This is a genomic window from Defluviitalea phaphyphila, assembly GCF_001466305.1.
GTDB lineage: Bacteria > Bacillota > Clostridia > Lachnospirales > Defluviitaleaceae > Defluviitalea_A > Defluviitalea_A phaphyphila.
In genome coordinates, this window is the sequence record NZ_JWID01000003.1 from 55,449 (window position 1) to 82,000 (window position 26,552).

The 26,552-nt window shown below is 26.9% G+C and carries 27 protein-coding genes; 24 read left to right on the forward strand and 3 right to left on the reverse strand.

The genetic code is table 11. The annotated features are described in order from the left end of the window. Positions 1-30 precede the first annotated feature (30 nt). The 9 genes from OM90_RS02945 to OM90_RS02985 all read left to right on the forward strand — a co-directional run bounded on the left by OM90_RS02945 (position 31) and on the right by OM90_RS02985 (position 8,412). Positions 31-285, forward strand: a complete 255-nt coding sequence (locus OM90_RS02945) for an IreB family regulatory phosphoprotein (protein ID WP_058485400.1) — start codon at positions 31-33, stop codon at positions 283-285. 14 nt (positions 286-299) lie between these two features. After that, positions 300-2,135, forward strand: coding sequence for a hypothetical protein (locus tag OM90_RS02950; protein WP_058485401.1), 1,836 nt, complete (start codon positions 300-302; stop codon positions 2,133-2,135). A gap of 1 nt (position 2,136) precedes the next feature. Further along, on the forward strand, positions 2,137-2,556 hold the full coding sequence (gene ruvX, locus OM90_RS02955; RefSeq protein ID WP_058485402.1) for a Holliday junction resolvase RuvX: 420 nt from the start codon (positions 2,137-2,139) through the stop codon (positions 2,554-2,556). A gap of 17 nt (positions 2,557-2,573) precedes the next feature. After that, positions 2,574-2,840 (forward strand): DUF1292 domain-containing protein, encoded by a 267-nt coding sequence (locus OM90_RS02960; RefSeq protein ID WP_058485403.1) that lies wholly within the window; start codon positions 2,574-2,576, stop codon positions 2,838-2,840. Positions 2,841-3,068: 228 nt separating this feature from the next. Further along, the gene (locus OM90_RS02965) at positions 3,069-4,310 is read left to right on the forward strand and encodes a competence/damage-inducible protein A (protein ID WP_058485404.1); all 1,242 of its coding nucleotides are present in this window, start codon (positions 3,069-3,071) and stop codon (positions 4,308-4,310) included. 102 nt (positions 4,311-4,412) lie between these two features. Beyond that, entirely contained in the window at positions 4,413-5,489 is a 1,077-nt protein-coding gene (gene recA, locus OM90_RS02970; RefSeq protein WP_058485405.1) for a recombinase RecA, read from the forward strand. Positions 5,490-5,565: 76 nt separating this feature from the next. Beyond that, positions 5,566-6,180, forward strand: coding sequence for a RecX family transcriptional regulator (locus OM90_RS02975; RefSeq protein ID WP_058485406.1), 615 nt, complete (start codon positions 5,566-5,568; stop codon positions 6,178-6,180). 296 nt (positions 6,181-6,476) lie between these two features. Then, a complete protein-coding gene (rny, locus tag OM90_RS02980; RefSeq protein WP_278335775.1) occupies positions 6,477-7,997 on the forward strand; it encodes a ribonuclease Y in 1,521 nt (506 codons plus the stop codon). A 154-nt stretch (positions 7,998-8,151) separates the two neighbouring features. Beyond that, complete coding sequence (locus OM90_RS02985; RefSeq protein WP_058485408.1) at positions 8,152-8,412, forward strand: stage V sporulation protein S; 261 nt, start codon at positions 8,152-8,154, stop codon at positions 8,410-8,412. Positions 8,413-8,456: 44 nt separating this feature from the next. Here OM90_RS02985 and OM90_RS12335 read toward each other — a convergent pair whose 3' ends face one another. Beyond that, positions 8,457-8,624 (reverse strand): DUF1540 domain-containing protein, encoded by a 168-nt coding sequence (locus tag OM90_RS12335; RefSeq protein ID WP_242860850.1) that lies wholly within the window; start codon positions 8,622-8,624, stop codon positions 8,457-8,459. A 312-nt stretch (positions 8,625-8,936) separates the two neighbouring features. Here OM90_RS12335 and OM90_RS02990 point away from each other — a divergent pair, with 312 nt between their 5' ends. Both OM90_RS02990 and purB read left to right on the forward strand, forming a co-directional pair. Then, on the forward strand, positions 8,937-10,130 hold the full coding sequence (locus OM90_RS02990) for a pyridoxal phosphate-dependent aminotransferase (RefSeq protein ID WP_058485409.1): 1,194 nt from the start codon (positions 8,937-8,939) through the stop codon (positions 10,128-10,130). Positions 10,131-10,255: 125 nt separating this feature from the next. Beyond that, positions 10,256-11,695 (forward strand): adenylosuccinate lyase, encoded by a 1,440-nt coding sequence (gene purB / locus OM90_RS02995; protein WP_193391923.1) that lies wholly within the window; start codon positions 10,256-10,258, stop codon positions 11,693-11,695. A 56-nt stretch (positions 11,696-11,751) separates the two neighbouring features. Here the strand turns inward: purB and OM90_RS03000 are convergent, their stop codons facing one another. Then, entirely contained in the window at positions 11,752-12,732 is a 981-nt protein-coding gene (locus OM90_RS03000) for an SPFH domain-containing protein (RefSeq protein WP_058485411.1), read from the reverse strand. Positions 12,733-12,772: 40 nt separating this feature from the next. Beyond that, positions 12,773-13,216 (reverse strand): NfeD family protein, encoded by a 444-nt coding sequence (locus OM90_RS03005; protein WP_058485412.1) that lies wholly within the window; start codon positions 13,214-13,216, stop codon positions 12,773-12,775. 175 nt (positions 13,217-13,391) lie between these two features. Between OM90_RS03005 and proC the strand changes: the two genes are divergently transcribed. The 13 genes from proC to scpB all read left to right on the forward strand — a co-directional run bounded on the left by proC (position 13,392) and on the right by scpB (position 26,529). Further along, positions 13,392-14,189: a pyrroline-5-carboxylate reductase gene (gene proC / locus OM90_RS03010; protein WP_058485413.1), complete on the forward strand. Its 798-nt coding sequence runs from the start codon at positions 13,392-13,394 to the stop codon at positions 14,187-14,189. Between the two features lie 115 nt (positions 14,190-14,304). Next, positions 14,305-15,366 (forward strand): DUF3866 family protein, encoded by a 1,062-nt coding sequence (locus tag OM90_RS03015; protein ID WP_058485414.1) that lies wholly within the window; start codon positions 14,305-14,307, stop codon positions 15,364-15,366. A gap of 70 nt (positions 15,367-15,436) precedes the next feature. Then, positions 15,437-15,976, forward strand: coding sequence for an NUDIX domain-containing protein (locus tag OM90_RS03020; RefSeq protein ID WP_058485415.1), 540 nt, complete (start codon positions 15,437-15,439; stop codon positions 15,974-15,976). 92 nt (positions 15,977-16,068) lie between these two features. Further along, complete coding sequence (spoIIM, locus tag OM90_RS03025) at positions 16,069-16,686, forward strand: stage II sporulation protein M (RefSeq protein ID WP_058485416.1); 618 nt, start codon at positions 16,069-16,071, stop codon at positions 16,684-16,686. A 113-nt stretch (positions 16,687-16,799) separates the two neighbouring features. Beyond that, a complete protein-coding gene (xerD, locus tag OM90_RS03030) occupies positions 16,800-17,690 on the forward strand; it encodes a site-specific tyrosine recombinase XerD (RefSeq protein ID WP_058485417.1) in 891 nt (296 codons plus the stop codon). Positions 17,691-17,778: 88 nt separating this feature from the next. After that, positions 17,779-18,951 (forward strand): phosphopentomutase, encoded by a 1,173-nt coding sequence (locus OM90_RS03035; protein WP_334292077.1) that lies wholly within the window; start codon positions 17,779-17,781, stop codon positions 18,949-18,951. A gap of 14 nt (positions 18,952-18,965) precedes the next feature. Continuing rightward, a complete protein-coding gene (locus tag OM90_RS03040; protein WP_058485419.1) occupies positions 18,966-19,784 on the forward strand; it encodes a purine-nucleoside phosphorylase in 819 nt (272 codons plus the stop codon). Between the two features lie 13 nt (positions 19,785-19,797). Further along, entirely contained in the window at positions 19,798-21,099 is a 1,302-nt protein-coding gene (locus OM90_RS03045) for a pyrimidine-nucleoside phosphorylase (RefSeq protein WP_058485420.1), read from the forward strand. A gap of 87 nt (positions 21,100-21,186) precedes the next feature. Next, positions 21,187-22,377: a D-alanyl-D-alanine carboxypeptidase family protein gene (locus OM90_RS03050; protein WP_084757947.1), complete on the forward strand. Its 1,191-nt coding sequence runs from the start codon at positions 21,187-21,189 to the stop codon at positions 22,375-22,377. Positions 22,378-22,638: 261 nt separating this feature from the next. Beyond that, entirely contained in the window at positions 22,639-24,339 is a 1,701-nt protein-coding gene (locus OM90_RS03055; RefSeq protein ID WP_058485421.1) for an FAD-dependent oxidoreductase, read from the forward strand. 198 nt (positions 24,340-24,537) lie between these two features. Next, positions 24,538-25,161 (forward strand): site-2 protease family protein, encoded by a 624-nt coding sequence (locus OM90_RS03060; protein ID WP_058485422.1) that lies wholly within the window; start codon positions 24,538-24,540, stop codon positions 25,159-25,161. Positions 25,162-25,184: 23 nt separating this feature from the next. Beyond that, positions 25,185-25,958: a segregation and condensation protein A gene (locus OM90_RS03065; protein WP_058485423.1), complete on the forward strand. Its 774-nt coding sequence runs from the start codon at positions 25,185-25,187 to the stop codon at positions 25,956-25,958. Continuing rightward, positions 25,945-26,529 carry an SMC-Scp complex subunit ScpB gene (gene scpB, locus OM90_RS03070; protein WP_058485424.1) on the forward strand — a complete coding sequence of 195 codons (585 nt, stop codon included), beginning with the start codon at positions 25,945-25,947 and terminating at the stop codon, positions 26,527-26,529. The genes OM90_RS03065 and scpB overlap by 14 nt, the downstream gene beginning before the upstream one ends. Positions 26,530-26,552 lie beyond the last annotated feature (23 nt).

A 26,552-nucleotide genomic window follows, 5' to 3' on the forward strand; every position in this document is an offset into this window, starting at 1 on the left:
TAAATGTATATATTATGGGAGAGTGAAATTATGAAGCAATTTAATGAAACTGTTCAATTTAATGTAGATAAAGAAAAAGCTAATGAAATAAAAAATATTTTATTTGAAGTTTATGAAGCTTTAAAAGAAAAGGGATATAATCCTATTAATCAAATGGTTGGATATATTTTATCAGGAGACCCTACTTATATAACAAGTTATAATAATGCAAGAAGCAAAATTCATAAATTAGAAAGAGATGAAATTTTAGAAGAGTTAGTTAAAAATTATTTAGAGAAAAAATAAGGAGTTTTTCTTTAATGTATAAGTATAAAAAATTAATATTTAATTTTTTATTTTTTTTAATATTTTTTATATATCCAGTTAAGGCATATGGTACAGAAAATAAAATAATTTTATTGATTTCCTCAGAAAGCTCTTGGGATAAATGGCTAGATTCTTCATTTATATCACATCTAATTCCGCAAAGTGCAGTAGGAACTATGAGTATACGAACTAATCATAAAAATAAAGAAATCGAATTTTATGGTACTATAGCAACAGGGAAGAAATGGAATTATTATGAAATAAATAATATGGGGGCTGTAGAAAAAGGAGTAGGGGATTTAGTTACTCTATCAAATTTTTCTACAGCTTTTTTTTCTAAAAATGAAAATTTAAAAAAAATAATAGAAAATTCTTTAGGAGAAACAAGTTACACAACAAATAATTTTACAAAATTATATTCTAAAAAGAATATAGACATTTTAGATAATTCGGATTTAATATTAATTGAAATGGATTTATATAATACAAAAGAAAATTTAGATTTTTTAATTAATTATATTAAAGAAAATAATGTAATTTTATATGTTTTTTCTCCATATGATAAAGGTAATACTTCAACTTTAACACCTTTTTTATTCTATAATGGTAAAAATCCTGAGCACGGATTAATTAGTTCGTATACTACTAGAAGAAAAGGGATTATAACAAATATTGATATTGCTCCTACTATCCTTAAACAATTAGGTTTATCTAATAATAATATGATCAGCCAAGGAATAAAAGTTTATCCTAATAAAAACTCATTTTTTTTAATGATGAAACAATTAGATAAAATAAAATATATAAATTATTTCAGACCTTTAATGATAAAAATATACATTATATTATTAATTAGTTTTTTAATTATATTTTTAATAATATATAAAATAAATAATAATTTGATAACTAAAATATTTAATGCTACTTTATTATCTGTTTTATGGGTGCCTATAATATTCATGATAAATTTTAATATAAAATTAAATCCTGTATATATTTTTTTAACTGCTTTAATAATTTTAACATGTGCTATATTAATTATTAATTATTTTTATTCATATAAAATTATTCTTTTAATTACATCAGGTTCTATATTGATAATATTAATATTGGATACCATAGCAAAAAGTGTATTACAACAAAATTCTTTTTTAGGCTATGATCCTATGATCGGAGCAAGATTTTATGGAATAGGCAATGAATATGCTGGAGTTATTATAGGTAATCTTTATTTGTTTTTATATTGTATTTATGATTGGACATACTTTAAAAAAATTGCTTTATTATTTCAAACAATTGTACTTTTTATATTTAGTATGCCATTTTGGGGAGCTAATGTTGGAGGAACGATTTCTCTACTATTAGGAATGAGTGTATTTATATTTAAATATTATAAGCATAAATATAATAAAGTGATATATATCTTTCTAGCTTTAACGATATTTGGTTTATTTTGGATATCAATAGATTATTTTTTTGTAAAAGAAAAATCTCATTTTGCTCAAACATTATATCAATCTATTAATGGAAATTTTCAAGTATTAATAGAAATTTTACAGAGAAAATTTATCATGAATATTCAATTAATTAAATATTCTATGTGGTCAAAATTTTTAATTATTTCCCTCATTATACTTGCATTTTATTTTGATATAAATAATAAAATTATAAAAAGTGTTGGTAGTTCTGTTATTGGAGCTATGATAGGAGCTATTATTTTTAATGATTCAGGAATAGTAATGACTGCAATATGTATGATATATATTGTATTTCCTTATTTATATGTATATAATCATAGTAATAAAGTAATTCAAGAGAGGACGAGTTAACTTGAGAATAATGGGCATAGATTATGGAGAAAAAACAATAGGAGTAGCAATAAGTGACCCTTTTGGGTGGACTGCGCAAGGAATAGAAATTATTCGTAGAAAAGAGGAGAATAATTTAAAAAATAGTTTAGAACGTATAAAAGAATTAATTAATCAATACAATATAGAAAAAATTCTTTTGGGATTTCCTAAAAATATGAATAATACTTTAGGAGACAGAGCTGAAAAAACTTTAAAATTTAAAGAAAAATTAGAAAAAAATTTTTCTATTCCAGTTATTTTATGGGATGAAAGATTAAGTACCAAAGCAGCAGAAAATATTTTATTAGAAGCTGATATGAGTAGAAATAAAAGAAAAAAAATTATTGATAAGATGGCTGCTGTATATATATTACAAGGATATTTAGACAGTATTAACTAATAAACGGAGGGCATATTATGAAAAATAATATTTTTCTTATAGATGAAGAAACAGAGAAAGAAATTGAATTTGAGATAATCGATGCTATAGAAAAAGATGGAGAAAAGTATATATTGGTAACTCCTATAGAAGAAAATGAAAAAGAAGAAGCTTTTATACTAAAAGATATAAGTGAAAATGACAAAGAAGCAATATATAAATTATTAAATGATGAAAATGAAAACTTAGATAAGATAGTATCATATTTTTTAGAAGGAGAAAAAGATTATTCTATAGAATTTTAAAAAGTTAAAGCAGAAGATATTACAGAACCATTTTCAAAAGTAGAGAAAATTGTAATAGTAGATTCCGAAACTGAAAATATTTAATAATAAAACATTAAAATCGGCATGAAATGCCGATTTTAATGTTTTATACTTATTGAAAATGGTATAAAATATTATTGTATTGTATAAATTATTAAATTTCATATATCTACATATTTAATTTTTAAATACAAGGAGGAAAAATAAATGAATGCAGAAATATTATGTGTAGGAACAGAATTATTATTAGGAGACATTGTAAATACAAATGCACAGTACATTGCTAGAAGATTAGCAGACATAGGAATTGAAGTATATTATCAATCAGTTGTAGGGGATAATGAACGCCGCTTACATCAAGCTTTTGAATTAGCTCTTAAAAGGTCAGATATAGTTATTACAACTGGAGGATTAGGACCTACTAAAGATGATTTGACTAAAGAAACAGCTGCTAAGATAGCAGGAAAAGAAATGGTTTTAGACCAAGAATCCTTAAAATGGATAGAATCTTATTTTAAAAAACTAGGTAGAGAAATGACAGAAAACAATAAAAAACAGGCTTATTTTCCACAAGATGCGATTATTTTCCATAATGATAACGGAACTGCCCCGGGATGTGCTATAGAAATTGATGATAATAAAAAAATAATTTTATTACCAGGTCCTCCAAGAGAAATGAAACCTATGTTTGAAAATAACGTAATCCCATATTTATCCAAATTACAAGAAGGAGTATTAGTTTCAAAAGTTTTAAGAATTTGTGGTATAGGAGAAAGTAAAACAGAAGAATTATTAAAAGATATAATCATAACACAAAGTAATCCTACCATAGCTCCATATGCTAAAACTGGAGAAGTAACTATAAGAATCACTGCTAAAGCTTCTAATAAAGAAGAAGCTAATAATTTAATTAAACCTGTTGAAAGAAAAATAAGAACTATATTAGGAAATAATATTTATGGAGAAGGAGAAAATACATCTCTAGAAAGTGTAGTGGGAAAACTTTTAATAACTAGTAATAAAACTATATCTGTAGCAGAATCTTGTACAGGAGGACTTTTAGCTGGGCGAATTATAAATTATCCAGGAATTTCAGCAGTATTTAAAGAAGGAATGGTAACTTATAGTAATGAAGCAAAAATCAAAAGATTAGGAGTAAAAGAAGATATACTTAAAAAATATGGAGCTGTAAGTAAAGAAACAGCTGAAGAAATGGCAATAGGAATTGCTAAAATTAGTAATTCAGATATAGGAGTATCTACTACAGGAATAGCAGGGCCTAGTGGAGGAACAAAAGAAAAGCCTGTAGGTCTTGTATATGCTGGATTATATATTAATGGGAAAGTATATTCTAAAAAATTTAATTTTAGAGGAGATAGACAAACTATAAGAGAAAGAACTGTTATTTCTGTTCTTGATTGGATTAGAAGAGAACTATTGACTAATTAATTAAAATAAGATACAATGTAATAAGAACATTTGTTTGTTATTTTTAAATATCAAATTAAATATAATGTATTATAAAATTAAGAAAGGTGGTGTTCCTGATAGATGAAGAATATATCAATCGGGAATAATAGTTCGTCAGAAAAAGAAAAGGCATTAAATGCAGCAATTAGTCAGATACAAAAGCAATTTGGTAAAGGTTCTATTATGAAGTTAGGAGAAAAAACTGACAATAATATATCCACTATTCCCACAGGTTCTTTAAGTTTAGATATTGCTCTTGGGGTAGGAGGAGTTCCAAAGGGAAGAATTATTGAAATATATGGGCCAGAATCTTCTGGTAAAACTACTGTAGCTCTTCATATGGTAGCAGAAGCACAAAAATCAGGAGGAATTGCGGCATTTATTGACGCAGAACATGCACTTGACCCTTCATATGCACAAAAATTAGGTGTTAATATTAATGACTTATACATTTCTCAACCAGACCATGGTGAACAAGCTTTAGAGATTACCGAAACAATGGTTCGTTCAGGAGCTATTGATATAATAATAGTGGATTCGGTAGCAGCATTAGTTCCTAAGGCTGAGATAGAAGGAGAAATGGGAGATAGTCATATGGGACTTCAAGCTCGTTTAATGTCTCAGGCTCTTAGAAAATTAACAGGAATTGTAAATAAATCCAAGTGCATTGTAGTATTTATTAATCAACTTCGTGAAAAAGTAGGAGTTGTATTTGGAAGTCCTGAAACAACAACTGGAGGACGAGCTCTTAAGTTTTATGCATCTATTAGGCTTGATGTAAGAAGAATTGATACTTTAAAACAAAGTAATGATTTTGTAGGAAGTCGTGTAAGAGTAAAAGTGGTAAAAAATAAAGTAGCTCCTCCTTTCAAACAAGCAGAATTTGACATTATGTATGGAGAAGGAATTTCTAAGGAAGGAGATATATTAGATTTAGCTGTGGATTTAGATATTATAAATAAAAGTGGAGCATGGTATTCTTATAAAGATAATCGTTTAGGGCAGGGCAGAGAAAATGCTAAAATGTTTTTAAAAGAAAATCCTGTAATATGTAAAGAAATTGAAAATTTGATTAGAAAACATTATGAATTACCTTTATTAACTTCTACAGAGGAAAAAGAAAATAAAGAATCACAAATAAAATTAGATGAGAATTAATATTAAAGTAAAAAAATATGCGCTCTGATCGGAACTAAATCCGTTTCAAAGCGTATTTTATTATTGAGGGATAAAAATGAAAATAACAAAAATAGAGAAACAAAAAAATAATAAAAATAGATGGTCCATTTTTATAGATGGAGAATTTTCATTTGGTGTTGATGCTGAAGAATTATATATGTTTAAATTATACGAAGGGAAAAATATAAATAAAAAAGAACTTATTCAAATTATTAAAGAAAAAGATTATAATAAAGCTAAAAATATAGCACTTAATTTTTTAAGTTATAGACCTAGAAGTGAGAAAGAAATAAGAAATAAATTAGCTAGTAAAGAATATGACGAAGCGATAATAGAAAAAGTAATAGACTTTTTAAAAAAATATGATTATGTTAATGATGAAAAATTTGCAATAAATTATGTAAAATATTATACACATACAAAGATTTTAGGAAAGAAAAAAATAGAATATGATTTAAAACAAAAAGGAATAAAACAGAAAATAATTGAAAATGTATTAAATAACATAGAATTAGACGAATTAAACAATGCGTTAAAACTTATAGAAAAAAAGTGTCCTTTAAAAGAAAATATTGACCAAAAGAAAAAACAAAAAATATATCAATTTTTATTAAGAAAAGGATTTTCTTATGATGTAATAAAAAAAGCTTTTAAAATTTATTTTGATTAAAATTTATATACAAAGCCAGAGTCTTTAATGATTCTGGCTTTTATAATTTAACTTAAACTTATAGTTTAATCTCTATAGCTTTTTTTATAAATATTCATAAATATTATATAATAATTGAAAATATTAAATAATATAAGAATTTAGAAAGAAATATGTTTATAATTATTCATTGTATAAGATTATGATACTTGACATAATTTTTAAAAAGTAATACAATCAATATGTTATCCTGTGATAATTTGAACCATGAAAACTGAATAAAGGAGGTGTTACTGATTACTGAGATTTTAATTATTGTGCTTATTATTATTGTTGGAGTAATTGCCTTTGCTATGGGGGTTTCTTATAGAAAACGTATTGCTGAAGCAAAGATTGGCTCTGCAGAAGAAAGGGCTAGTAAAATTATAGATGATGCAATTAGTACTGCTGAGGCAAAAAAACGTGAAATTATGTTAGAGGCAAAAGAAGAAGCATTAAAAACAAAAAATGATTTGGATCAAGAAGTTAAAGAGCGAAGAGGAGAATTACAAAGATTAGAAAGAAGATTACAACAAAAGGAAGAATCTTTAGACCGAAAAGTCGAGGTTCTTGAAAGAAAAGAAGAAGCTCTTAACAAAAAAGTAGAACAAATTGAAGAATTAAAAGAGCAAATTGCTGATCTCCAACAAAAAGAAATACAAGAACTTGAAAGAATTTCCGGACTCACCTCCGAGGAAGCAAAAGAATACCTGTTAAATACTATTGAAAATGAAGTGAAATATGAATCAGCAATGTTAATTAAAGAAATTGAAAACAAAGCAAAACAAGAAGCTGATAAAAAAGCAAGAGATATTATAGCCAATGCTATTCAAAAATGTGCTGCTGACCATGTGGCAGACACAACAGTATCTGTTGTACCTCTTCCTAATGATGAAATGAAAGGAAGAATTATTGGCCGTGAAGGGCGAAATATTAGAACATTAGAAACATTAACTGGAATAGATTTGATTATTGATGATACCCCAGAAGCAGTTATTTTATCAGGCTTTGATCCTATTAGAAGAGAAATTGCACGAATTGCCTTAGAAAAATTAATTGTTGATGGAAGAATTCATCCAGCAAGAATTGAAGAGATGGTTGAAAAAGCCAAAAAAGAAGTAGAAACTTTAATTCGTGAAGAAGGAGAAGCTGCAACTTTTGAAACGGGTGTACATGGATTACATCCAGAACTCATTAAGCTTTTAGGAAAACTTAAATTTAGAACCAGTTATGGACAAAATGTTTTAAAACACTCTATAGAAGTTTCAAATTTAAGTGGTTTAATTGCTGGAGAAATAGGAGCAGATATTAGATTAGCTAAACGTGCTGGTTTATTACACGATATTGGAAAAGCAGTAGATCATGAAATGGAAGGTTCTCATATTAGTATAGGTGTTGAATTATGTAGAAAATATCGAGAATCAAGTATTGTTCTTAATGCTATAGAAGCTCATCATGGAGATGTAGAGCCAGAAAATATAATTGCTGTTATTGTTCAAGCGGCTGATACAATTTCAGCAGCAAGACCAGGAGCAAGAAGAGAAACTTTAGAGACATATATTAAAAGATTACAAAAATTAGAAGAAATTGCTGATTCATTTAAAGGTGTGGAAAAATCCTTTGCAATCCAAGCAGGTAGAGAACTTAGAATAATGGTTATTCCTGAAGAAACTGATGATGCTCAAATGATTTTATTATCTAGAGAAATAGCTAAAAAAATTGAAAATGAATTAGAGTATCCAGGACAAATAAAAGTGCATCTTATTCGTGAAACAAGAGCAATAGAATATGCAAAATAAAAGAAAACACAAATAGTGTTTTCTTTTTATTTTACATAATAATGATAAATTATAATAAAATATTAAAAAAATTATATTTTAAAAAAAGGAATTAGAAAATAAATGGAGAATATATTATAGAAATCAATTTTATTTTAATAAGGGGGTCATAAAAATGGAAGTATTAAAAGTTGCTTCAAAATCTAATCCTAATGCTGTTGCAGGAGCTTTAGCTAACACCATTCGTGAGAAAGGTGGAGCAGAATTACAAGCAATAGGAGCAGGAGCTTTAAATCAAGCATTAAAGGCAGTGATTATTGCAAGAGGATATGTAGCTCCCTCAGGAATTGATTTAATCTGTATACCAGCTTTCACAGATATCGAAATTAATGGCGAAGAAAGAACAGCAATCAAATTAATAATACAAGCTCGTTAAGAGCTTGTATTATTTTTATATCTTTTTTAAGAATATTTATATATTTATTGAATTTCTGGTTCAAAACTCATACAATCAGTTTCGTGGGTACTTTTTGCATTGCTAACATGTTCCCCTATTAAAATATTATTTAATGTACAATATTTAACTTTATCATTGTGTTTACAAGTTTTTACATTACATTTTATTATTTGTGAATTTGGACGTTCCAATATATTCATCTCCTTTAATTTATTTGACTTTAATCGTCTATATTATTATTTACTCATAAGAAATTTTTATTCTTAAACCATATAATATGAAAAAAATGTTTAAAAATTATTTTTTAACTATAATATATAATTAAATATTTAATCTATAAAAATTAATTTGAATAATCAAAAAAATAACTTGCAATATATATGATAATAGGCTTTATAATATTGAGCAAAAGAATGTAAAAAGAATAATCCAACTTAACATCTTGCAAATATCAGAAAAATATATTACAATAATATAAAAAATAATAATGGACGGTGAATTAGATGAAACTTTCAAATAAAGTAAGTGCTATTACACCTTCTTCAACTTTAGCTATTACTGCTAAAGCAAAACAAATGAAGGCAGATGGAGTAGATGTTGTAGGATTTGGAGCTGGAGAGCCAGATTTTGATACTCCTATTCATATTAAACAAGCTGCGATTAAAGCTATAGAAGAGGGATTTACAAAATATACTCCCGCTTCAGGGATTATTGAATTAAAAAAAGCAATTTGTGATAAATTAAAAAAAGATAATGGATTGGAATATGAAATAAATCAAATAGTTATTAGTAATGGAGCAAAACATTCATTGACTAATGCTTTTATGGCAATTTTAAATCCTGGAGATGAAGTTATTATTCCTGCACCATTTTGGTTAAGTTATTCTCAAATGGTAAAATTAGCAGATGGAATTCCTGTAATTGTATATGCTAATAAAGAAAATAATTTTAAAATTACAGTGGAAGATTTAGAAAAAGTAATAACAGATAAAACAAAGGCTATTATAATAAATACACCTAATAATCCTACAGGTGTAGTTTATAACGAAAAAGAATTAAAGGAAATAGCAGATTTTGTAGTAAAACATGATATATATGTTATCTCTGATGAAATTTATGAAAAATTAATCTATGATGGAATAAAACATGTAAGCATTGCTTCTTTTAATGAAGAAATATATAAAAGAACTATTATTATAAACGGAGTATCAAAAAGTTATTCTATGACAGGTTGGCGAATAGGATATCTTGCAGCTCCTTCTGATATAGCAAAGATTATTTCTAATATGCAAAGTCATGCTACATCTAATCCAAATTCTATTGCCCAAAAAGCAACTATAGCAGCTTTAACAGGCCCACAAGATTGTGTAGAAGCAATGCGTAAAGAATTTGAAAAAAGAAGAAATTACATGATAGATAGATTAACCCAAATACCTAATATTTCATTTATTAAGCCTCAAGGAGCATTTTATATAGTAATAGATCTTTCAAATATTTTGGGCAAAACTTTTAAAGGAAAAGTAATAAATAATGCTAATGAATTTGGAGCTATCTTATTAGAAGAGGAAAATGTAGCAGTAGTTCCTTGTACAGATTTTGGATATTCTAATTGTATTAGGTTATCTTATGCTATAGATAAAGAAAGTATTCAAAAAGGATTAGATAGAATTGAAAACTTTATTAATAAATTAAAATAAATATCATACGTTATAAAAAATACGGCTTTGACCGTATTTTTTTGCATATTTTTATATAAAAAATAAAAAAAATAATGAAATAAAAATAAAAAACAGTTATAATAACTTTGAGAAAAAAGAAGGGAATGAGTAATTTGTATAATACTTACCAAAGTCCATTTGGTGAAAGATATTCAAGTAAAGAAATGCAGTATTTATTTTCAGCAGATAAAAAATTTAAAACTTGGAGAAAGTTATGGATTGCTTTGGCAGAAGCAGAAAAAGAATTAGGCATTGGTATTACGGAAGAACAAATAGAAGAATTAAAAAAATACGCAGAAAATATTAATTATAAAGTTGCAAAGCAAAAAGAAAAAGAAGTTCGTCATGATGTAATGGCACATGTTTATGCTTATGGAGAACAAGCAAAAAAGGCAAAACCTATTATACATTTAGGTGCTACTAGTTGTTATGTAGGAGACAATACAGACATTATTATAATGTATGAAGCATTAGAATTAATTCGTAAAAAAATTATAAATATAATATATAAATTATCTCTTTTTGCAAAAAAATATAAAGATATGCCTACTCTTGGTTTTACTCACTTTCAGCCAGCTCAATTGACAACGGTAGGGAAAAGAGCTTGTCTTTGGATTCAAGATTTATATATGGATTTACAAGATGTAAATTATCACTTATCTAAGAAAAAACTTCGTGGAGTAAAAGGAACCACAGGAACTCAAGCAAGTTTTTTAAATTTATTTGAAGGAGATCATGAAAAAGTAAAAAAACTTGATAAACTTGTTGCTAATAAAATGGGATATAAAGAAACTTTTCCAGTAACGGGACAAACTTATCCTAGAAAATTAGATTCACAAATTCTTCAGATTCTAAGTAATATTGCACAATCTGCTTATAAATTTAGTAACGATATAAGATTATTACAAAATTTAAAAGAAATAGAAGAACCTTTTGAAAAAAATCAAATAGGGTCTTCTGCTATGGCATATAAAAGAAACCCAATGCGTAGTGAAAGAATCTCTGCTTTATCACGATATGTTATTTGTTCTTCTCTTAATCCTGCTATTACAGCTTCCACTCAATGGTTTGAAAGAACTTTAGATGATAGTGCTAATAAAAGGATCAGTATTTCTGAAAGTTTTTTGGCGGTAGATGGAATTTTAGATATTTATTTAAATATTGTAGGTGGATTAGTTGTATATCCTAAAGTAATTGAACAAAGAATAATGGCAGAACTACCATTTATGGCGACTGAAACTATTCTAATGGAAGGAGTAAAAAGAGGAGGAGATCGTCAAGAACTTCATGAAAAAATTAGGAAGCATTCTATGGAAGCTGCTAAAGTAGTTAAAACTGAAGGAAAGCCTAATGATTTAATAGATAGAATTATTAATGACAAAAGTTTTCCTATGACAAAAGAAGAAATTTTAAGTATTTTAAATCCTAAGAATTTTGTTGGAAGAGCGCCACAACAAGTTGATGAATTTTTAGAAGAATTTATTAATCCAATTATAGAAGAAAATAAAGAATTATTAGGATTAAAAGTAGAACTTAATGTTTAATTATATTTTATGAGATAAAAAATAAAAAAACACCTGAAAAAAGGTGTTTTTTATTTTTATTTATTTTTTGTTTCTGGATTATCATTATTATTTTCATTTTCAAGAACTTCTTTAATACCTTTTATAGATCCTAGTAAACTCACTGCTTCAGAAGGAAGAATTAACTTGCTAGATTTTCCTTCAGCAATTTTTTCTAAAGCTTCCATGGATCTAATAGCCAATACAGCTTGGTCTGGCTCACTTTCTTTAATAGCCATATAAAGCTTTTTAAGTCCTTCTGCTTTAGCAGTTTGTACAGCTAAAAATGCTTCTGCTTCCCCTTCAGCTTTCAAAATTTGAGCTTGTTTTTCTCCTTCAGCTTTTCTTATATTAGCTTCTTTTTCAGCTTCAGCTTTTAAAATAGCAGCTTGTTTTTCTCCTTCAGCTTCGAGAATAGCAGATCGTTTTTGTCCTTCAGCTCTTAAAATAGCTTCTCTTCTTTGACGTTCAGCACGCATTTGCTTTTCCATAGCGTCTTGAATATCTTTTGGAGGATTTATATTTTTTAATTCTACGCGATTAACTTTTATTCCCCATTTATCAGTAGCTTCATCTAAAATAGTACGTAGTTTAGTATTTATAATATCACGAGAAGTTAATGTCTCATCTAAATCTAATTCTCCAATAATATTACGAAGAGTTGTAGCAGTAAGATATTCAATAGCAGCAATAGGATTAGCAATTTCATAAGTATAAAATATTGGGTCTGTAATTTTATAATATACAACTGTATCAATTTGCATAGTTACATTGTCTTTAGTAATAACAGGTTGTGGTGGAAAATCAATTACTCTTTCTCTTAAATCTATAACAGTTCTCATAGAATCAATAAATGGAATTAAAAAATTAACACCTGTTTCAGCTTTCCTATGAAAAGTCCCTAATCTTTCTACAATTCCCACACTAGCTTGACGAATAATACGAATACTAGAAAAACCTAAAATAATAACAAAGAAAAATATAACCCCAAAAGCTATTAGTAAAGATAAAGAATTCATAATATATTCCTCCTTTTTGTATATAAATTTTTAATGGTACTTAAAGAGTAACATCTTTTTCTACTATTAATTTTACTCCTTTTACATCAAGTACAATAATTTTAGTATTAATTGGAATAATTTCATCACTAGCTGAAATTGCTGACCAGCTTTCACCTTTTATTTTAACTTGCCCAGTTCCTTTAATATTATTAATTTCTTCTATAACTATTCCAGATGAATTTTTTATTGTGTCTATGTTAGTTTTGTAAGCTGATTTAGTATTCATAAAATTTTTTGTAATTTTGCGAGTAGAAAAAAGCAAACATACAGAACTAATCAAAAAAATTAAAAATTGTATTGATATATTTGATGTAAATAAAGCTGTAATTAATGCTAATAAGGCTCCTACAGAAAACCATATCATAAAGAAACTAGCGTTACTCATTTCAATGATTGCAAAACCAATTGCCACTATAACCCATATAAGCCACATATATTCCATTGTATCACTCCTTTCTAAATAATGTATACTATAGAGCAACACTCTATAAATATAGTATATAAAATATAAATTAATTTGTCAATCAATTTATTAAAAATAAAATTTACAATAAGAAATTTTATTTTTATGATATAATAGTTTTAATTAAATTAGGAATTAGTTAGGAGGAAATTAAATGAAAAAAATAGGATTTATTGGTGCAGGAAATATGGGATATGCTATGATGAAAGGATTAATCAATAGTGAGAAAAAAGAAAATATTATTTTTACAGATATTTTAGAAGATAGGATTAAATATATAAAAGAAAATTTAGGAATTAAAGAAATTAATTCCAATAAAGAATTAGCAAGTTGTTCTAAATATATTGTATTAGCAATAAAACCTCAGTATTATTCTGTTGTCCTAGAAGAAATAAAAGATGTAGTAAAAAAGAATAATATAATAATTAGTATTGCTCCTGGCATAGATATTGATTATATTAAATCTAAACTAAAACCTGAAATTAGAATCATTCGTGCTATGCCTAATACTCCGGCTTTAATTGGAGAAGGAATGAGTGTTATAAGTTTTTCTAAAGATTCATATAGTGATGAAGAAAAAAAAGATATATTAAAAATTTTTTCTTCTTTTGGAGAAGTAGAAGAAATAGATGAGAAATTTATGAATGCAATAGTCCCCATATCAGGAAGTTCTCCAGCATATGTATATATGATGATAGAAGCTATGGCAGATGCAGGAGTATTACAAGGACTGCCAAGAAAACTTGCTTATAAATTAGCTTCTCAAACTGTATTAGGTTCAGCTAAAATGGTATTAGAAACAAAAAAACATCCTGGCGATTTAAAAGATGCTGTTTGTTCTCCAGGAGGAACCACTATAGAAGCTGTATCAGTTTTAGAAAAAACTGGGTTTAGAAGTAGTATTATAGAAGCTATGAAAGCTTGCTTTGAAAAAACTAAAAAAATGAATTAACTAAAAAACAAGCCCAATATCCTAAATAAACTTTTAAAATAGTTTTTGAAGAATAAAATCCCTTCTAAATGGTTAAAATTGGGATAAAGCAAAATAAGTTAAAGAAGGGATTTTTATGATGGTTCATTTAAAAGAAGGGACAATTACTAAAATCATAAATAAATTAGATGATATAGTAGAGGTTCTTGTAGATATAAATAAAAAGGAAGAAAAAGCTATTGTATATCCCAAAATTATAGGAGATGTATCAGTAGGAGATTGTGTAGGTCTAAATACAACAGCAGTTGATTTAAATCTAGGCACAGGAGGATATCATTTTGTTATATACAATAAAAATTCTCATACAATCAATACAAATAGTTTGGGGCATATAATGAAATTAAGATATACACCTATACAACTAAAAACTTTAACAATAGAAGAACAATATCCTGATGTTATAAATTCTTTTGAAACTTTAGAGGGTATGCCTATTGCAATAGGAAGTATACATAGTATGCTTCCTCCCATTGCATGTATTATAAAAGATATTAATCCAAATTTTAAAATAGCATATATTATGACAGATGGAGGAGCCCTTCCTATAGGATTAAGTAACATTGTACGTGAACTTAAAAAAAGAAAATTAATTGATTTTACTATTACTATTGGGAATGCATTTGGTGGAGATTTTGAAGCAGTTAATTTGTATACTGCTTTAGCTGCTGCAAAGTCAATATTAAAATGTGATTTATGTATAGTGATAATGGGACCAGGGCATGTAGGAACTGGAACAAAATTAGGATTTACAGGTATGGAAGTAGCTAATAATGCTAATATAGTCTATTCCATGGGGGGGACTCCTATTTGTATTCCTAGAGTAAGTTTTCAAGAAGAAAGGGAAAGGCATTATGGTATTAGTCATCATTTTTTAACTGCTATGAAATATTGTTTTATTTCTTGTTATATGGCATTCCCTAATTTATCAAATTATGAAAAAAGAATTATTATAAAACAATATAAAGAATATAATTTAGATAAAAAACATAAAATTTATTTTTTAGATGAAAATACCATTAAAATTATGGAAAAATATAATTTATATATAAAAACTATGGGAAGAACAATGAAACAAGATCCTGTTTTCTTTCAAACAGCAGGAGCTTGTGGAGTATTATTAACTCGGTTATTTTCTTGAAAAATATTTTAAAATAAATGTTACATAATTTGTTTAAAAATAAGTTTTATATAATAAAGGAGATGTAAAAATGAACTTTAAGACTATCAAACAAGAAGAAATATATAAAGGGAAAATTATTTCATTAGTAAAAGATACTATCGAATTACCTGATGGTAGAACTACTACAAGAGATGTAGTGCTCCATAATGGAGCTGCTGCTATTGTTCCTGTAGATAATCAAGGTAATATTTTATTTGTGCGTCAATATAGACATCCTGCTAAAGAAGAACTTATAGAAATACCTGCAGGAACTTTAGAAAAAGGGGAAGACCCTTTAGAATGTGCAAAAAGAGAATTAGAAGAAGAAACAGGATACAAAGCTTCAAAATTTTCATATATTTGTTCTATGTATACAGCAGTAGGATTTTGTACAGAAATAATACATATTTATTTAGCCAAAGATTTAGTAAAAACTAATCAAAATTTAGATGAAGATGAGTTTATAACAATAGAGAAATATTCTTTAAAAGAAGCTATTGATATGATTTTCCATGGAATAATAAAAGATAGTAAAACTATTGCTGGTATATTTGCAACAAAAGAATTAATAGAAAATAATAAATATTAAAAGTACAAGCTGTTCTACTTCCTTTCTTTGATACATATAATTCTGTATAGGTTTTTATTACTATACAGATATTTAATGAAAGGAAGAGAACTTTGAAAGATAGAAAAAAATTTATTTCTAAAAGGGAAAAATTATATGGGATAAGTATTATAATATTTTTAATTGGAATTTGTATCGGTTCTATTGTTGCTAATTATATAAATTTAATACAAAAACAAGAACTATTACAATATATGAATGAATTTTTCATTAGATTTCCACAAGAAAAAATTTCTTATTTTGAAGTATTAAAAGAATGTATTTTTACTCACGGTAAAACTATAATTATTTTATGGATTTTAGGAATAGGAATAATAGGAATTCCTTTTATAATTATTATTTTATTTATAAAAGGTTTTTCTTACGGTTTTACTTCTGCATTTTTATTAGTTAATTACGGATGGAATGGATTTTTATTTAGTATAGTATCTTGTATTCCTCAAAATATTATATTAATTCCAGGATTAATGTTTATTTCTGCTGCTAGTATAAATTTTGCAATGTCAAATTATAAAAATAATCAAAGATATAATAAAGAAAAAAATAAAAAATGGATGGAATATGGATTAGTGTTATTAATAGGACTATTATTTGTAATATTAACGGGAATAATAGAAACATTTATTTCTCCATTATTTATGAAAATATTTATGTCTAATATGAGTAATTAAAAAAAGTGGTTAAATTTGTATAAGTTTTTTTGTAAAAATGTCGACTTTTTTTTAAAAATATTTTATAATTAAAATAAATTTTTGAAATTAGTAAGTACAAAGGAGAACAAGAAATGGAAGAAGTCGTTATTAAATATACAGATTATTTAAGAGATTTAAAAGGGTCGTCAAAAAACACCATTGTTTCTTACAAAAGGGATTTAAAAAATTTCATCAATTTTTTAAATAATTCAGGAATTCAAAAATTCCAAAATGTTAATAAAACTATTATTACATCTTACTTGCTTGATTTGCAAAAAAATGGTAAATCGACTTCTACTATTTCCAGAAATATAGCTTCTATTAGGTCATTTTTTCAATTTTTAAAAAAGATAGAGGTAATACAAGACGACCCAACTATAGATTTAGAAAGTCCTAAAGTTAAAAAAAAGTTGCCAGAAATTTTGTCTATTCAAGAAGTAGAACTTTTATTAAAACAGCCTAATGAAAAAGAACTTAAAGGGATTAGAGATAAAGCAATGCTTGAAGTTTTATATGCTACAGGTATTAGAGTTTCAGAACTTATATGCTTAGAAAAAAATAGTGTTAATTTAACATTAGAATATATAAAATGTACAGATTCTAAGCATTCAAAAGAACGAATTATTCCTTTGGGTTCTTCTGCTGTTAGAGCTCTTCGTACATATATTGAAAAAGCAAGATTTGCCATGATTCGAGACCCTAAAGAAAAAATTTTATTTGTAAATTGTAATGGGAACCCTATGACTAGGCAAGGTTTTTGGAAACTTGTTAAAGTATATTCTAAAAAGGCAAATATAAATAAGCCAATTACTCCCCATATGTTAAGACATTCCTTTGCAGCTCATATGGTGGCTAATGGAGCAGATTTACAGTCAGTACAAGAGATGCTTGGACATTCAGATATATCTACAACACAAGTTTATGCACAACTAAATAAAAATAAATTAAAAGAGGTGTATTTAAAAACACATCCTAGGGCTTAAAGTGCCCTTTTTTTTTCTTAATATATTTTTATAGAATATAAATAATAGATATAGGAATAATTTATATAAGAAGGGTGGTATAAACATGATAAAAAGAATAATATGGATTATTTTAGATAGTGTAGGAATGGGAGAAATGCCAGATGCAGATAAATTTGGAGATGTAGGTAGTAATACTATTGCAAATGTTTCTAAAAAAGTAGGAGGACTTAATATTCCTAATTTAGTACAATTAGGATTAGGAAATATTGAAGGTATGAAAGAAATAGAAAAAATTGATAATCCTTTAGGTTGCTATGGTAGATTTGCAGAAATGTCTAATGGGAAAGATACTGTAACAGGTCATTGGGAAATGGCAGGAATATATTCCAAAAAACCTTTTCCTACTTATCCAAATGGCTTTCCAAAAGAAATAATTGATGCTTTTGAAAAAGCTATTGGAACTAAAATTTTAGGGAATAAACCAGCTTCTGGAACAGTTATATTAGATGAGTTAGGGGAAGAACATATAAAAACAGGATATCCTATTGTATATACTTCTGCAGATAGCGTATTTCAAATAGCTGCTCATGAAGAGATTATTCCTATAGAGAGGTTATATGAAATATGTTCTATTGCAAGAAAGATTCTTACTGGAGATCATGCGGTAGCTAGAGTAATTGCAAGACCTTTTATAGGAAAAAAAGCTGGAGAATTTACAAGGACGCCTAATAGAAGAGATTATGCTATTAAGCCTCCCCATGATACAATTTTAGATAAAGTAAAGGCTAAAGGTTTAGATGTTATTGCTGTGGGTAAAATAGAAGATATTTTCTCAGGAAGAGGAATTACTGAAGCAATTCATACAACAGATAATATGGATGGAGTAGATAAAACTATAGAATATATGAAACAAAACAATGAAGGTATTATCTTTACAAACTTAGTAGATTTTGATATGAAATGGGGACATAGGAATAATTATAGAGCTTATGCTAAAGGGTTAGAGGACTTTGATAAAAGACTTTTAGAAATTTTAAATACCATGAAAGATACAGATGTATTAATGATAAATGCTGACCATGGTTGTGATCCTACAACTCCTAGTACGGATCATTCTAGAGAATATGTACCTTTCATCGCTTATGGAAAAGGTCTTAAACAAAATATAGACTTAAAAACAAGAAAATCTTTTGCAGATATAGGGCAAACTATAGGAGAAATTTTAGGTACAGAAAAAATTAAACATGGCATAAGTTTTGCTAAAGATATTTTAAGATAGGAGGATTATAAACAATGGAAATTCAAAATCAAATAGAAAAAGCGTCAGAATATATTTTAAACAAATCTAAATTTAAACCAGAAATAGGATTGATTTTAGGTTCTGGCTTAGGAGATTTAGGAAATGAAATTGAATCAAAGGAAATTTTCCCCTATCAAAACATCCCTTATTTTCCCATATCCACTGTAGAAGGCCATGTAGGTCAATTGATTATAGGTGAACTTCAAGGCAAAACTGTAATTGCTATGCAGGGAAGATTTCACTATTATGAAGGATATCATATGAACGAAGTTACCTTTCCAATTCGTGTAATGAAAAAGATAGGTGTTAAAACTCTTATTGTTACTAATGCAGCAGGAGCAGTAAATGAAAATTATAAACCAGGAGATTTAATGATAATTAAAGACCATATAAACTTTGCAGGAATTAATCCATTAATAGGGAAAAATTTAGATGAATATGGAATGCGTTTTCCAGACATGTCTAATGCCTATAAAGAAGAATTAAGAAACAAAGTAAAAGAAGCTGCTAAAGAATTAGAAATTGATATAAGAGAAGGAGTATATACTTATTTTACTGGTCCTTCTTATGAAACCCCGGCAGAAATAAAAATGGTTAGAATATTAGGAGGAGATGCTGTAGGAATGTCTACAGTACCTGAAGTAATTACTGCAATTCATAGTGGAATAGATGTAATAGGAATATCTTGTATGACTAATATGGCTGCAGGAATATTAGATCAGCCTTTAAATCATGAAGAAGTTATAGAAACATCAAAAAAAGTAAAGGAAAAATTTATTAAACTTATGAAAGTACTTATTAAAAATTTATAAAGAAGGTGATCTTATGAGAATGTATGACTTAATTATAAAAAAAAGAAATGGTCAAGAACTTTCTAGAGAAGAAATAGATTTTATTGTTAATGGATATGTAAAAGGAGAAATTCCAGACTATCAAGTATCAGCTCTATTAATGGCCATTTATTTTAGAGGAATGACTAAAGAAGAAACTTCTAACCTTACTATGGCTTTCGTAAATTCAGGAGATAAGGTAGATTTATCTGAAATAAAAGGAATTAAAGTAGATAAACATTCAACAGGAGGAGTCGGAGATAAAATTAGTTTAATAGCAATTCCTTTAGTAGCTTCTGTAGGAATTCCTGTAGCAAAAATGAGCGGAAGAGGATTAGGTCATACAGGAGGAACTTTAGATAAATTAGAATCGATAGATGGATTTAAAATAGAACTTAGTAAAAGAGAATTTATAAATAATGTAAACACATATAAAATGGCAATTATTGGACAAACATCAAATTTAACTCCAGCAGACAAAAAGATTTATGCTTTAAGAGATGTTACTGCTACTGTTGATAGTATTCCTCTTATAGCTAGTTCTATTATGAGTAAAAAGATTGCCTCAGGTTCTGATGCTATTGTATTAGACGTTAAAGTAGGTTCAGGTGCTTTTATGAAAAGTTTAGATGAAGCTAAAGAATTGGCAAAAACTATGGTTAATATAGGAAAATCTCTAAATAAAAAAGTAATTGCAGTTATAACTAATATGGACCAACCTTTAGGTCATGAGGTTGGAAATGCTAATGAAGTAAAAGAAGCTATAAAAGTGTTAAAAGGTCAAGGAGCAGAAGATGAAACAAACGTTGCTTTAACTATTGCTTCTTATATGACTGTATTAGGAGGAGCATTTAAAGATTTTGATAAAGCATATGAAACTCTAAAAGAAAAGATTAAAACAGGTGAAGCTATAAATAAATTAAAAGAATTTATTAAAATTCAAGGGGGTAATCCAGAAATTGTAGACAATCCAGATAAACTTCCATCAGCTAAATATCATATAGAAATAAAAGCAGAAAATTCTGGATACATAGAAAAAATAGATGCTGAAAGTATAGGAATATCAGCTATGCTTTTAGGAGCAGGAAGACAAACTAAAGAGGATAAGATAGATTTTGGAGCAGGAATTACTATAATTAAGAAAATAGGGGATAAAGTAAAAAAAGGGGATACTATTTGTATTCTTCATACTAATATGAAATATACTGATAATGCTGTGGAAAAAGCTAAAAATGCTTTTAAAATAAGCAATAATAAACCAGAAAGACCTCCTTATGTTTATGAAGTAATTATGTAAAAATTTCATCATATTCATCCCTATGCATATTTTATTAAAAAATGTCTAACATAATATTATAATAAATGTGCATAAGGAGGTATAGTAATGTCATTAAACAAACATATTGGAGTAGTACTTATTATAACTTTATTAATAAATATAATATCTTTTAATGTAGTAAAAGGAGAAGAAAATACTACTGATAAAAGTGATATAGAGCTAGAAATAGAGTCTCCTTCAGCCGTACTTATGGAAGCGAAAACAGGAAAAGTATTATTTGAAAAAAATATGAATGAAAAACGTTTTCCTGCTAGTACTACTAAAATTATGACTTTACTTTTAATTTATGAAGCAGTAGAAAAAGGTAAGATATCTTGGGATGATATAGTAACTGTAAGTGAACATGCTGCTAGTATGGGAGGTTCCCAAGTATATCTAGAACAGAATGAACAGCAAACAGTAAAGACATTAACGAAATGTATAGCTATTGCTTCAGCTAATGATGCAGCAGTAGCTATGGCAGAACATATAGCTGGTAGTGAAGAAGCTTTTGTAAAAATGATGAATGAAAAAGCTAAAGAATTAGGAATGAAAAATACTAATTTTGTAAATGCCTGTGGCTTGCATGATGATTCGCATTTTACTTCCGCTTACGACATTGCTCTAATGTCTAGAGAATTAATTAATAAATATCCTGAAATTCATGAATTAGCTACTATTTGGCAAGATACGATTATCCATGAGACAAGAAGAGGGAAAGAAGAATTTGGACTTACAAATACTAATAACTTATTTAAATGGTATAAAGGTGCTAATGGATTAAAAACTGGTTTTACCCAACAATCCATGTATTGTTTATCTGCAACAGCTAAAAGAGATGAACTTAGTCTTATATCAGTTGTCATGGGAGCTAAAAGTAAACAAGCTAGAAACTCAGAAGTAGCTAAAATGTTAGATTATGGTTTTGCAAATTTTGCTATTATAAAAGGAGAACCAGTAGGTAAAGTAGTTGGAAGTGTAAAAGTTAATAAAGGAAGTAGTCCAAACGTAAATGGTATCATAAAAAAACAAGTACAGCTATTGGTGAATAAAAATATGGCTGATGAAAAGATTGAATATAAAGTAGAATTACCAGAAGCTATTCAAGCTCCTGTAAAAAAGGGAGATAAAATTGGTAATATTATTTATACTTTTCAAGGAAAAGAAATTGGAAGTTCTGATATAATTGCAGAAGATTCAATTGAAAAAGCAAGTTTTAATACTATGTTCAAATTAATTTTAAAAGAATGGTTTTAACGCCTAAGAAAATCTTAGGCGTATAATATTGTCAAAAATAATTATGGTTCTGTTACTATTGAAGAACAAATAGGGGACATTTCAGATTATTAACTTGTAGAGTTTTTAAATTAAATAAGAATACTTAAAATAATAAAAATATTATAATTTTAAAGTAAAGTACTTTATGTAAATATACATTATTGTATAATTATGATATACTAATATTATAAAAATTATAATATTAAGTTTACATAAAGAATAAATTTAGGAGGGAAAGAAATGACAAGAAAAATTTTAGTAGTTGGTGGAGTAGCAGGAGGAGCTTCTGCAGCTGCAAGAATAAGAAGATTAGATGAATCTGCAGAAATTATAATGTTTGAAAAAGGGCCCCATGTTTCTTTTTCAAATTGTTGTTTACCAAATCATTTAAGTGGAATGATTTCTGAGAGTGAAGATTTAGTATTAATGACACCAGAAATTTTTAAAAAAAGATTTAATATAGAAGCTAGAGTTAATAATGAAGTTATAAAAATAAATAGAGATAAAAAAACAATTATAGTAAAAGATTTAATAACTAAAAAAGAATATGAAGAAGCATATGATAAATTAATATTATCTCCTGGGGCAAATCCAGTCATTCCTAAAGTAGAAGGATGTAATAAGCCTCATGTATTTACCATAAGAAATGTAGTTGATATTGATAAATTAAATAAGTATGTTAAGAATAATAATATTAAGGATATAGCTGTTATTGGTGGGGGATTTATTGGAGTAGAAATTGTAGAAAATTTAAAATTAGCTAACCTTGATTTTAATATAACATTGATAGAAGCATCTAATCAAATTATGGATACTTTAGATTATGATATGGTACAAATACTTCATAAGGAAATGATAGATAAAGGAATAAATCTTATTTTAGAAGATAGTGTAATAAAAATTAATGATGATAATATTAAATTATTTTCTGGTAAAGAGATTCCTGCACAAGCTGTAATAATAGCGATAGGAGTAAAACCTGAAACAAAATTAGCTAAGGAAGCAGGGCTAGAAATAGGAGAAACAGGAGGTATTAAAGTTGATCATAATTATTTAACAAGTGATAAAGATATTTATGCTGTGGGGGATGCTATAGAAGTATATCATAAAATAACTAAAACTAAAACTAGATTACCTCTTGCAGGACCAGCTCAAAGACAAGCTAGGGCTGCAGCAGACCATATGTATGGAATTCCTCATAGAAATACGGGAGTAATAGGATCATCCTGTGTAAAATTATTTGATCTTAATGTTGCTTCAACAGGATTAACAGAAAAAGATGCTAAAAATGCAGGAATTCCTTATGATTTTGTCTATATAATTCCCGGAGATATAGTTGGAATTATGCCGGATAATAGTCCTCTTCATTTTAAATTAATATATGAAGTCCCTACGGGTAAAATATTAGGTGCTCAGGCTGTAGGTAAAGGGAATGCTACCAAAAGAATAGATGTAATAGCTACTATGATTATGATGAATGGAACATTAGAAGATTTGAAAGAATTAGAATTATGTTATGCTCCTGCTTTTAATACAGCTAAAGACCCTGTAAATTATGCAGCATTAGTAGGATTAAATCTATTAAATGGAGTTTTTAAACAAGTACCAGTATATAAAGTTAGAGAATTAGTAGAAAATAATGCATTTATTATAGATGTAAGAGAAAGAAAAGAATATGAAGCAGGGCATTTAATAAATGCTATTAATATTCCATTAAGTGAATTAAGAGAAAGAATTTCAGAAATCCCTAAAGATAGACCAGTGTATTTACATTGTCGTTCTAGTCAAAGAAGCTATTATGCTATAATGGCACTTCAAAATATGGGGTTTGATAATTTATACAATATTTCAGGATCATATTTAGGTATTTGTCTATATGAATATTATAATGACAAAATAACTGGTAGAAAGAAAATAGTTACAAAATATAATTTTAAATGATTAATATATCTATTTTATAATGAACCTTGTATAAGAAATCCTTTTACAAGGTTTTATTTTTAATAATATTAGTAATGTTTTTTATAGTAAAAAATTTTAAAGTATATATATTATAGTTGAATTTTTCAAATTAACCATTTAGAATATACAAGAGAGTAATTAATGTAGCATTAATAATTTTAAAGAGGAGGTTAAAATTTGAATAATCCTTTATTAAATATATTAATTAAAATTCCTGGGATATTAATAGGAATTACATTTCATGAATTTGCCCATGGATTAATTGCTTATTCTTTAGGAGATAAAACACCAAAAAGAGAAGGTAGACTAACATTAAATCCTATTGCACATATAGATCCTATTGGTCTTTTATTACTTTTCTTTATTAATTTTGGTTGGGCTAAGCCTATACATACTAATCCCTCAAGCTTTAAAAATAGAAAAAAAGCTATGATTATGATTTCTATAATGGGACCAATAGCTAATTTACTTGTAGCAGTATTGTTTACTGCAATTTTAAAAATTATTTCGAGTTATAATTTATCAGTAGATAAGTATTACATACTTTATCAAATTATAAATTATGGAATATTAATAAATATTATATTAGCTGTTTTTAATTTAATTCCTATTCCGCCATTAGATGGATCAAAAATATTGTTTAATTTAATTCCACCAAGAACGTATTTTAAAATTATACAATATCAATATATATTACAGATTGTTTTAATTGTTCTTTTATTAATGAATGTTATTTCAAAGATTTTAGACCCAATAGTTTGGTCTATTTATGAATTTTTAACGAAAATATTTGGATTTTAAACATAATGAAAAGAGGTATATATTTGAGTATTCAAGTAAAATTAGAAGTATTTGAAGGGCCATTTGAATTACTTTTTCATTTGATTGAAAAAAATAAAATTAATATTTATGATATCCCCATAGCCCTCATTACTGACCAATATATGGAATATATTTCTTCGTTTGAACATAAAAATATGGAAAATATGAGCGAATTTTTGGTTATGGCAGCTACATTATTAGAAATTAAATCAAAAATGTTACTCCCAAATTTTAAAGAAAATGAAGAACCAGAAGAAGATCCAAGAGAAGAATTAGTAAATAAGCTTTTAGAATATAAAAAAATTAAGCATGTTTCTGAGAAACTAAAAGAAAGGCAAAAAGAAGCTCAAAAAGTATTTTTTAGAACTTCTAATATACCAGAAAATATTAAATACATGTTAAAAAATAATTCAGTAGATATAAATGAAATATTAGATGGAATAACTCTTCAAAATATGTTTGCTATTTTTCAAGATTTATTAAGAAAAAAAGATAAGAAAATTGATACTATAAGAAGTGAATTTAAATCAGTTCAAAAAGATATTTATAAAATTGAAGATAAAATAACATATATAATGGATTTATTAACATTATCTCCTGCTATATATTTTCATGATTTATTTTTAAATGAATGTAGTAAAATGGAAGTAGTTGTTACTTTTCTTGCTTTATTAGAATTAATTAGAAGCAGGAAAGTGAATATTGAACAAAAGTCCCCATTTGAAGATATTTTTATTACAAAATATGATGGAGTGGATATAAGTGAAATTGACTAAAAATGAGGCAATAATAGAAGCAATACTTTTTATATCGGGAGAAGCTGTTCCTTTAAAAAAGATCGCCCAAATTATTAATGAAGATGTCAATGTAACAAAACAAATTTTAGAAAAATTAATATCTAAATATCAAGAAGAAGAAAGAGGAATTCAAATTATTGAATTAAATAATTCTTTTCAAATGTGTACAAGTCCACGACTTTTTGAGGTTATTCAAACTTTTTATCAAAACCCAAAAAAATATAATATTACTCAAGCAGCTTTGGAAACTTTATCTATTATTGCTTATAAGCAACCTGTTACAAAAGCTGAAATAGAAGAGATACGGGGGGTAAGATCAGATCATGCAATTAATAAACTAATAGAATATAATTTAATTTGTGAAATTGGAAGAATGGACGCTCCAGGTAAGCCTATTTTATTTGGAACTACTGAAGAATTTCTTAGATATTTTGGTTTTAAAAGTCTTAAAGACTTGCCAGAGATTCAGGAGCAACTGTTAGAACAAATTCAAAAAGAAGTACAAGAAGAAGTCAAACAAATAGGACTATTTGACGATGAAGAAAAATAAAAACACCTCTCAATAGAGGTGTT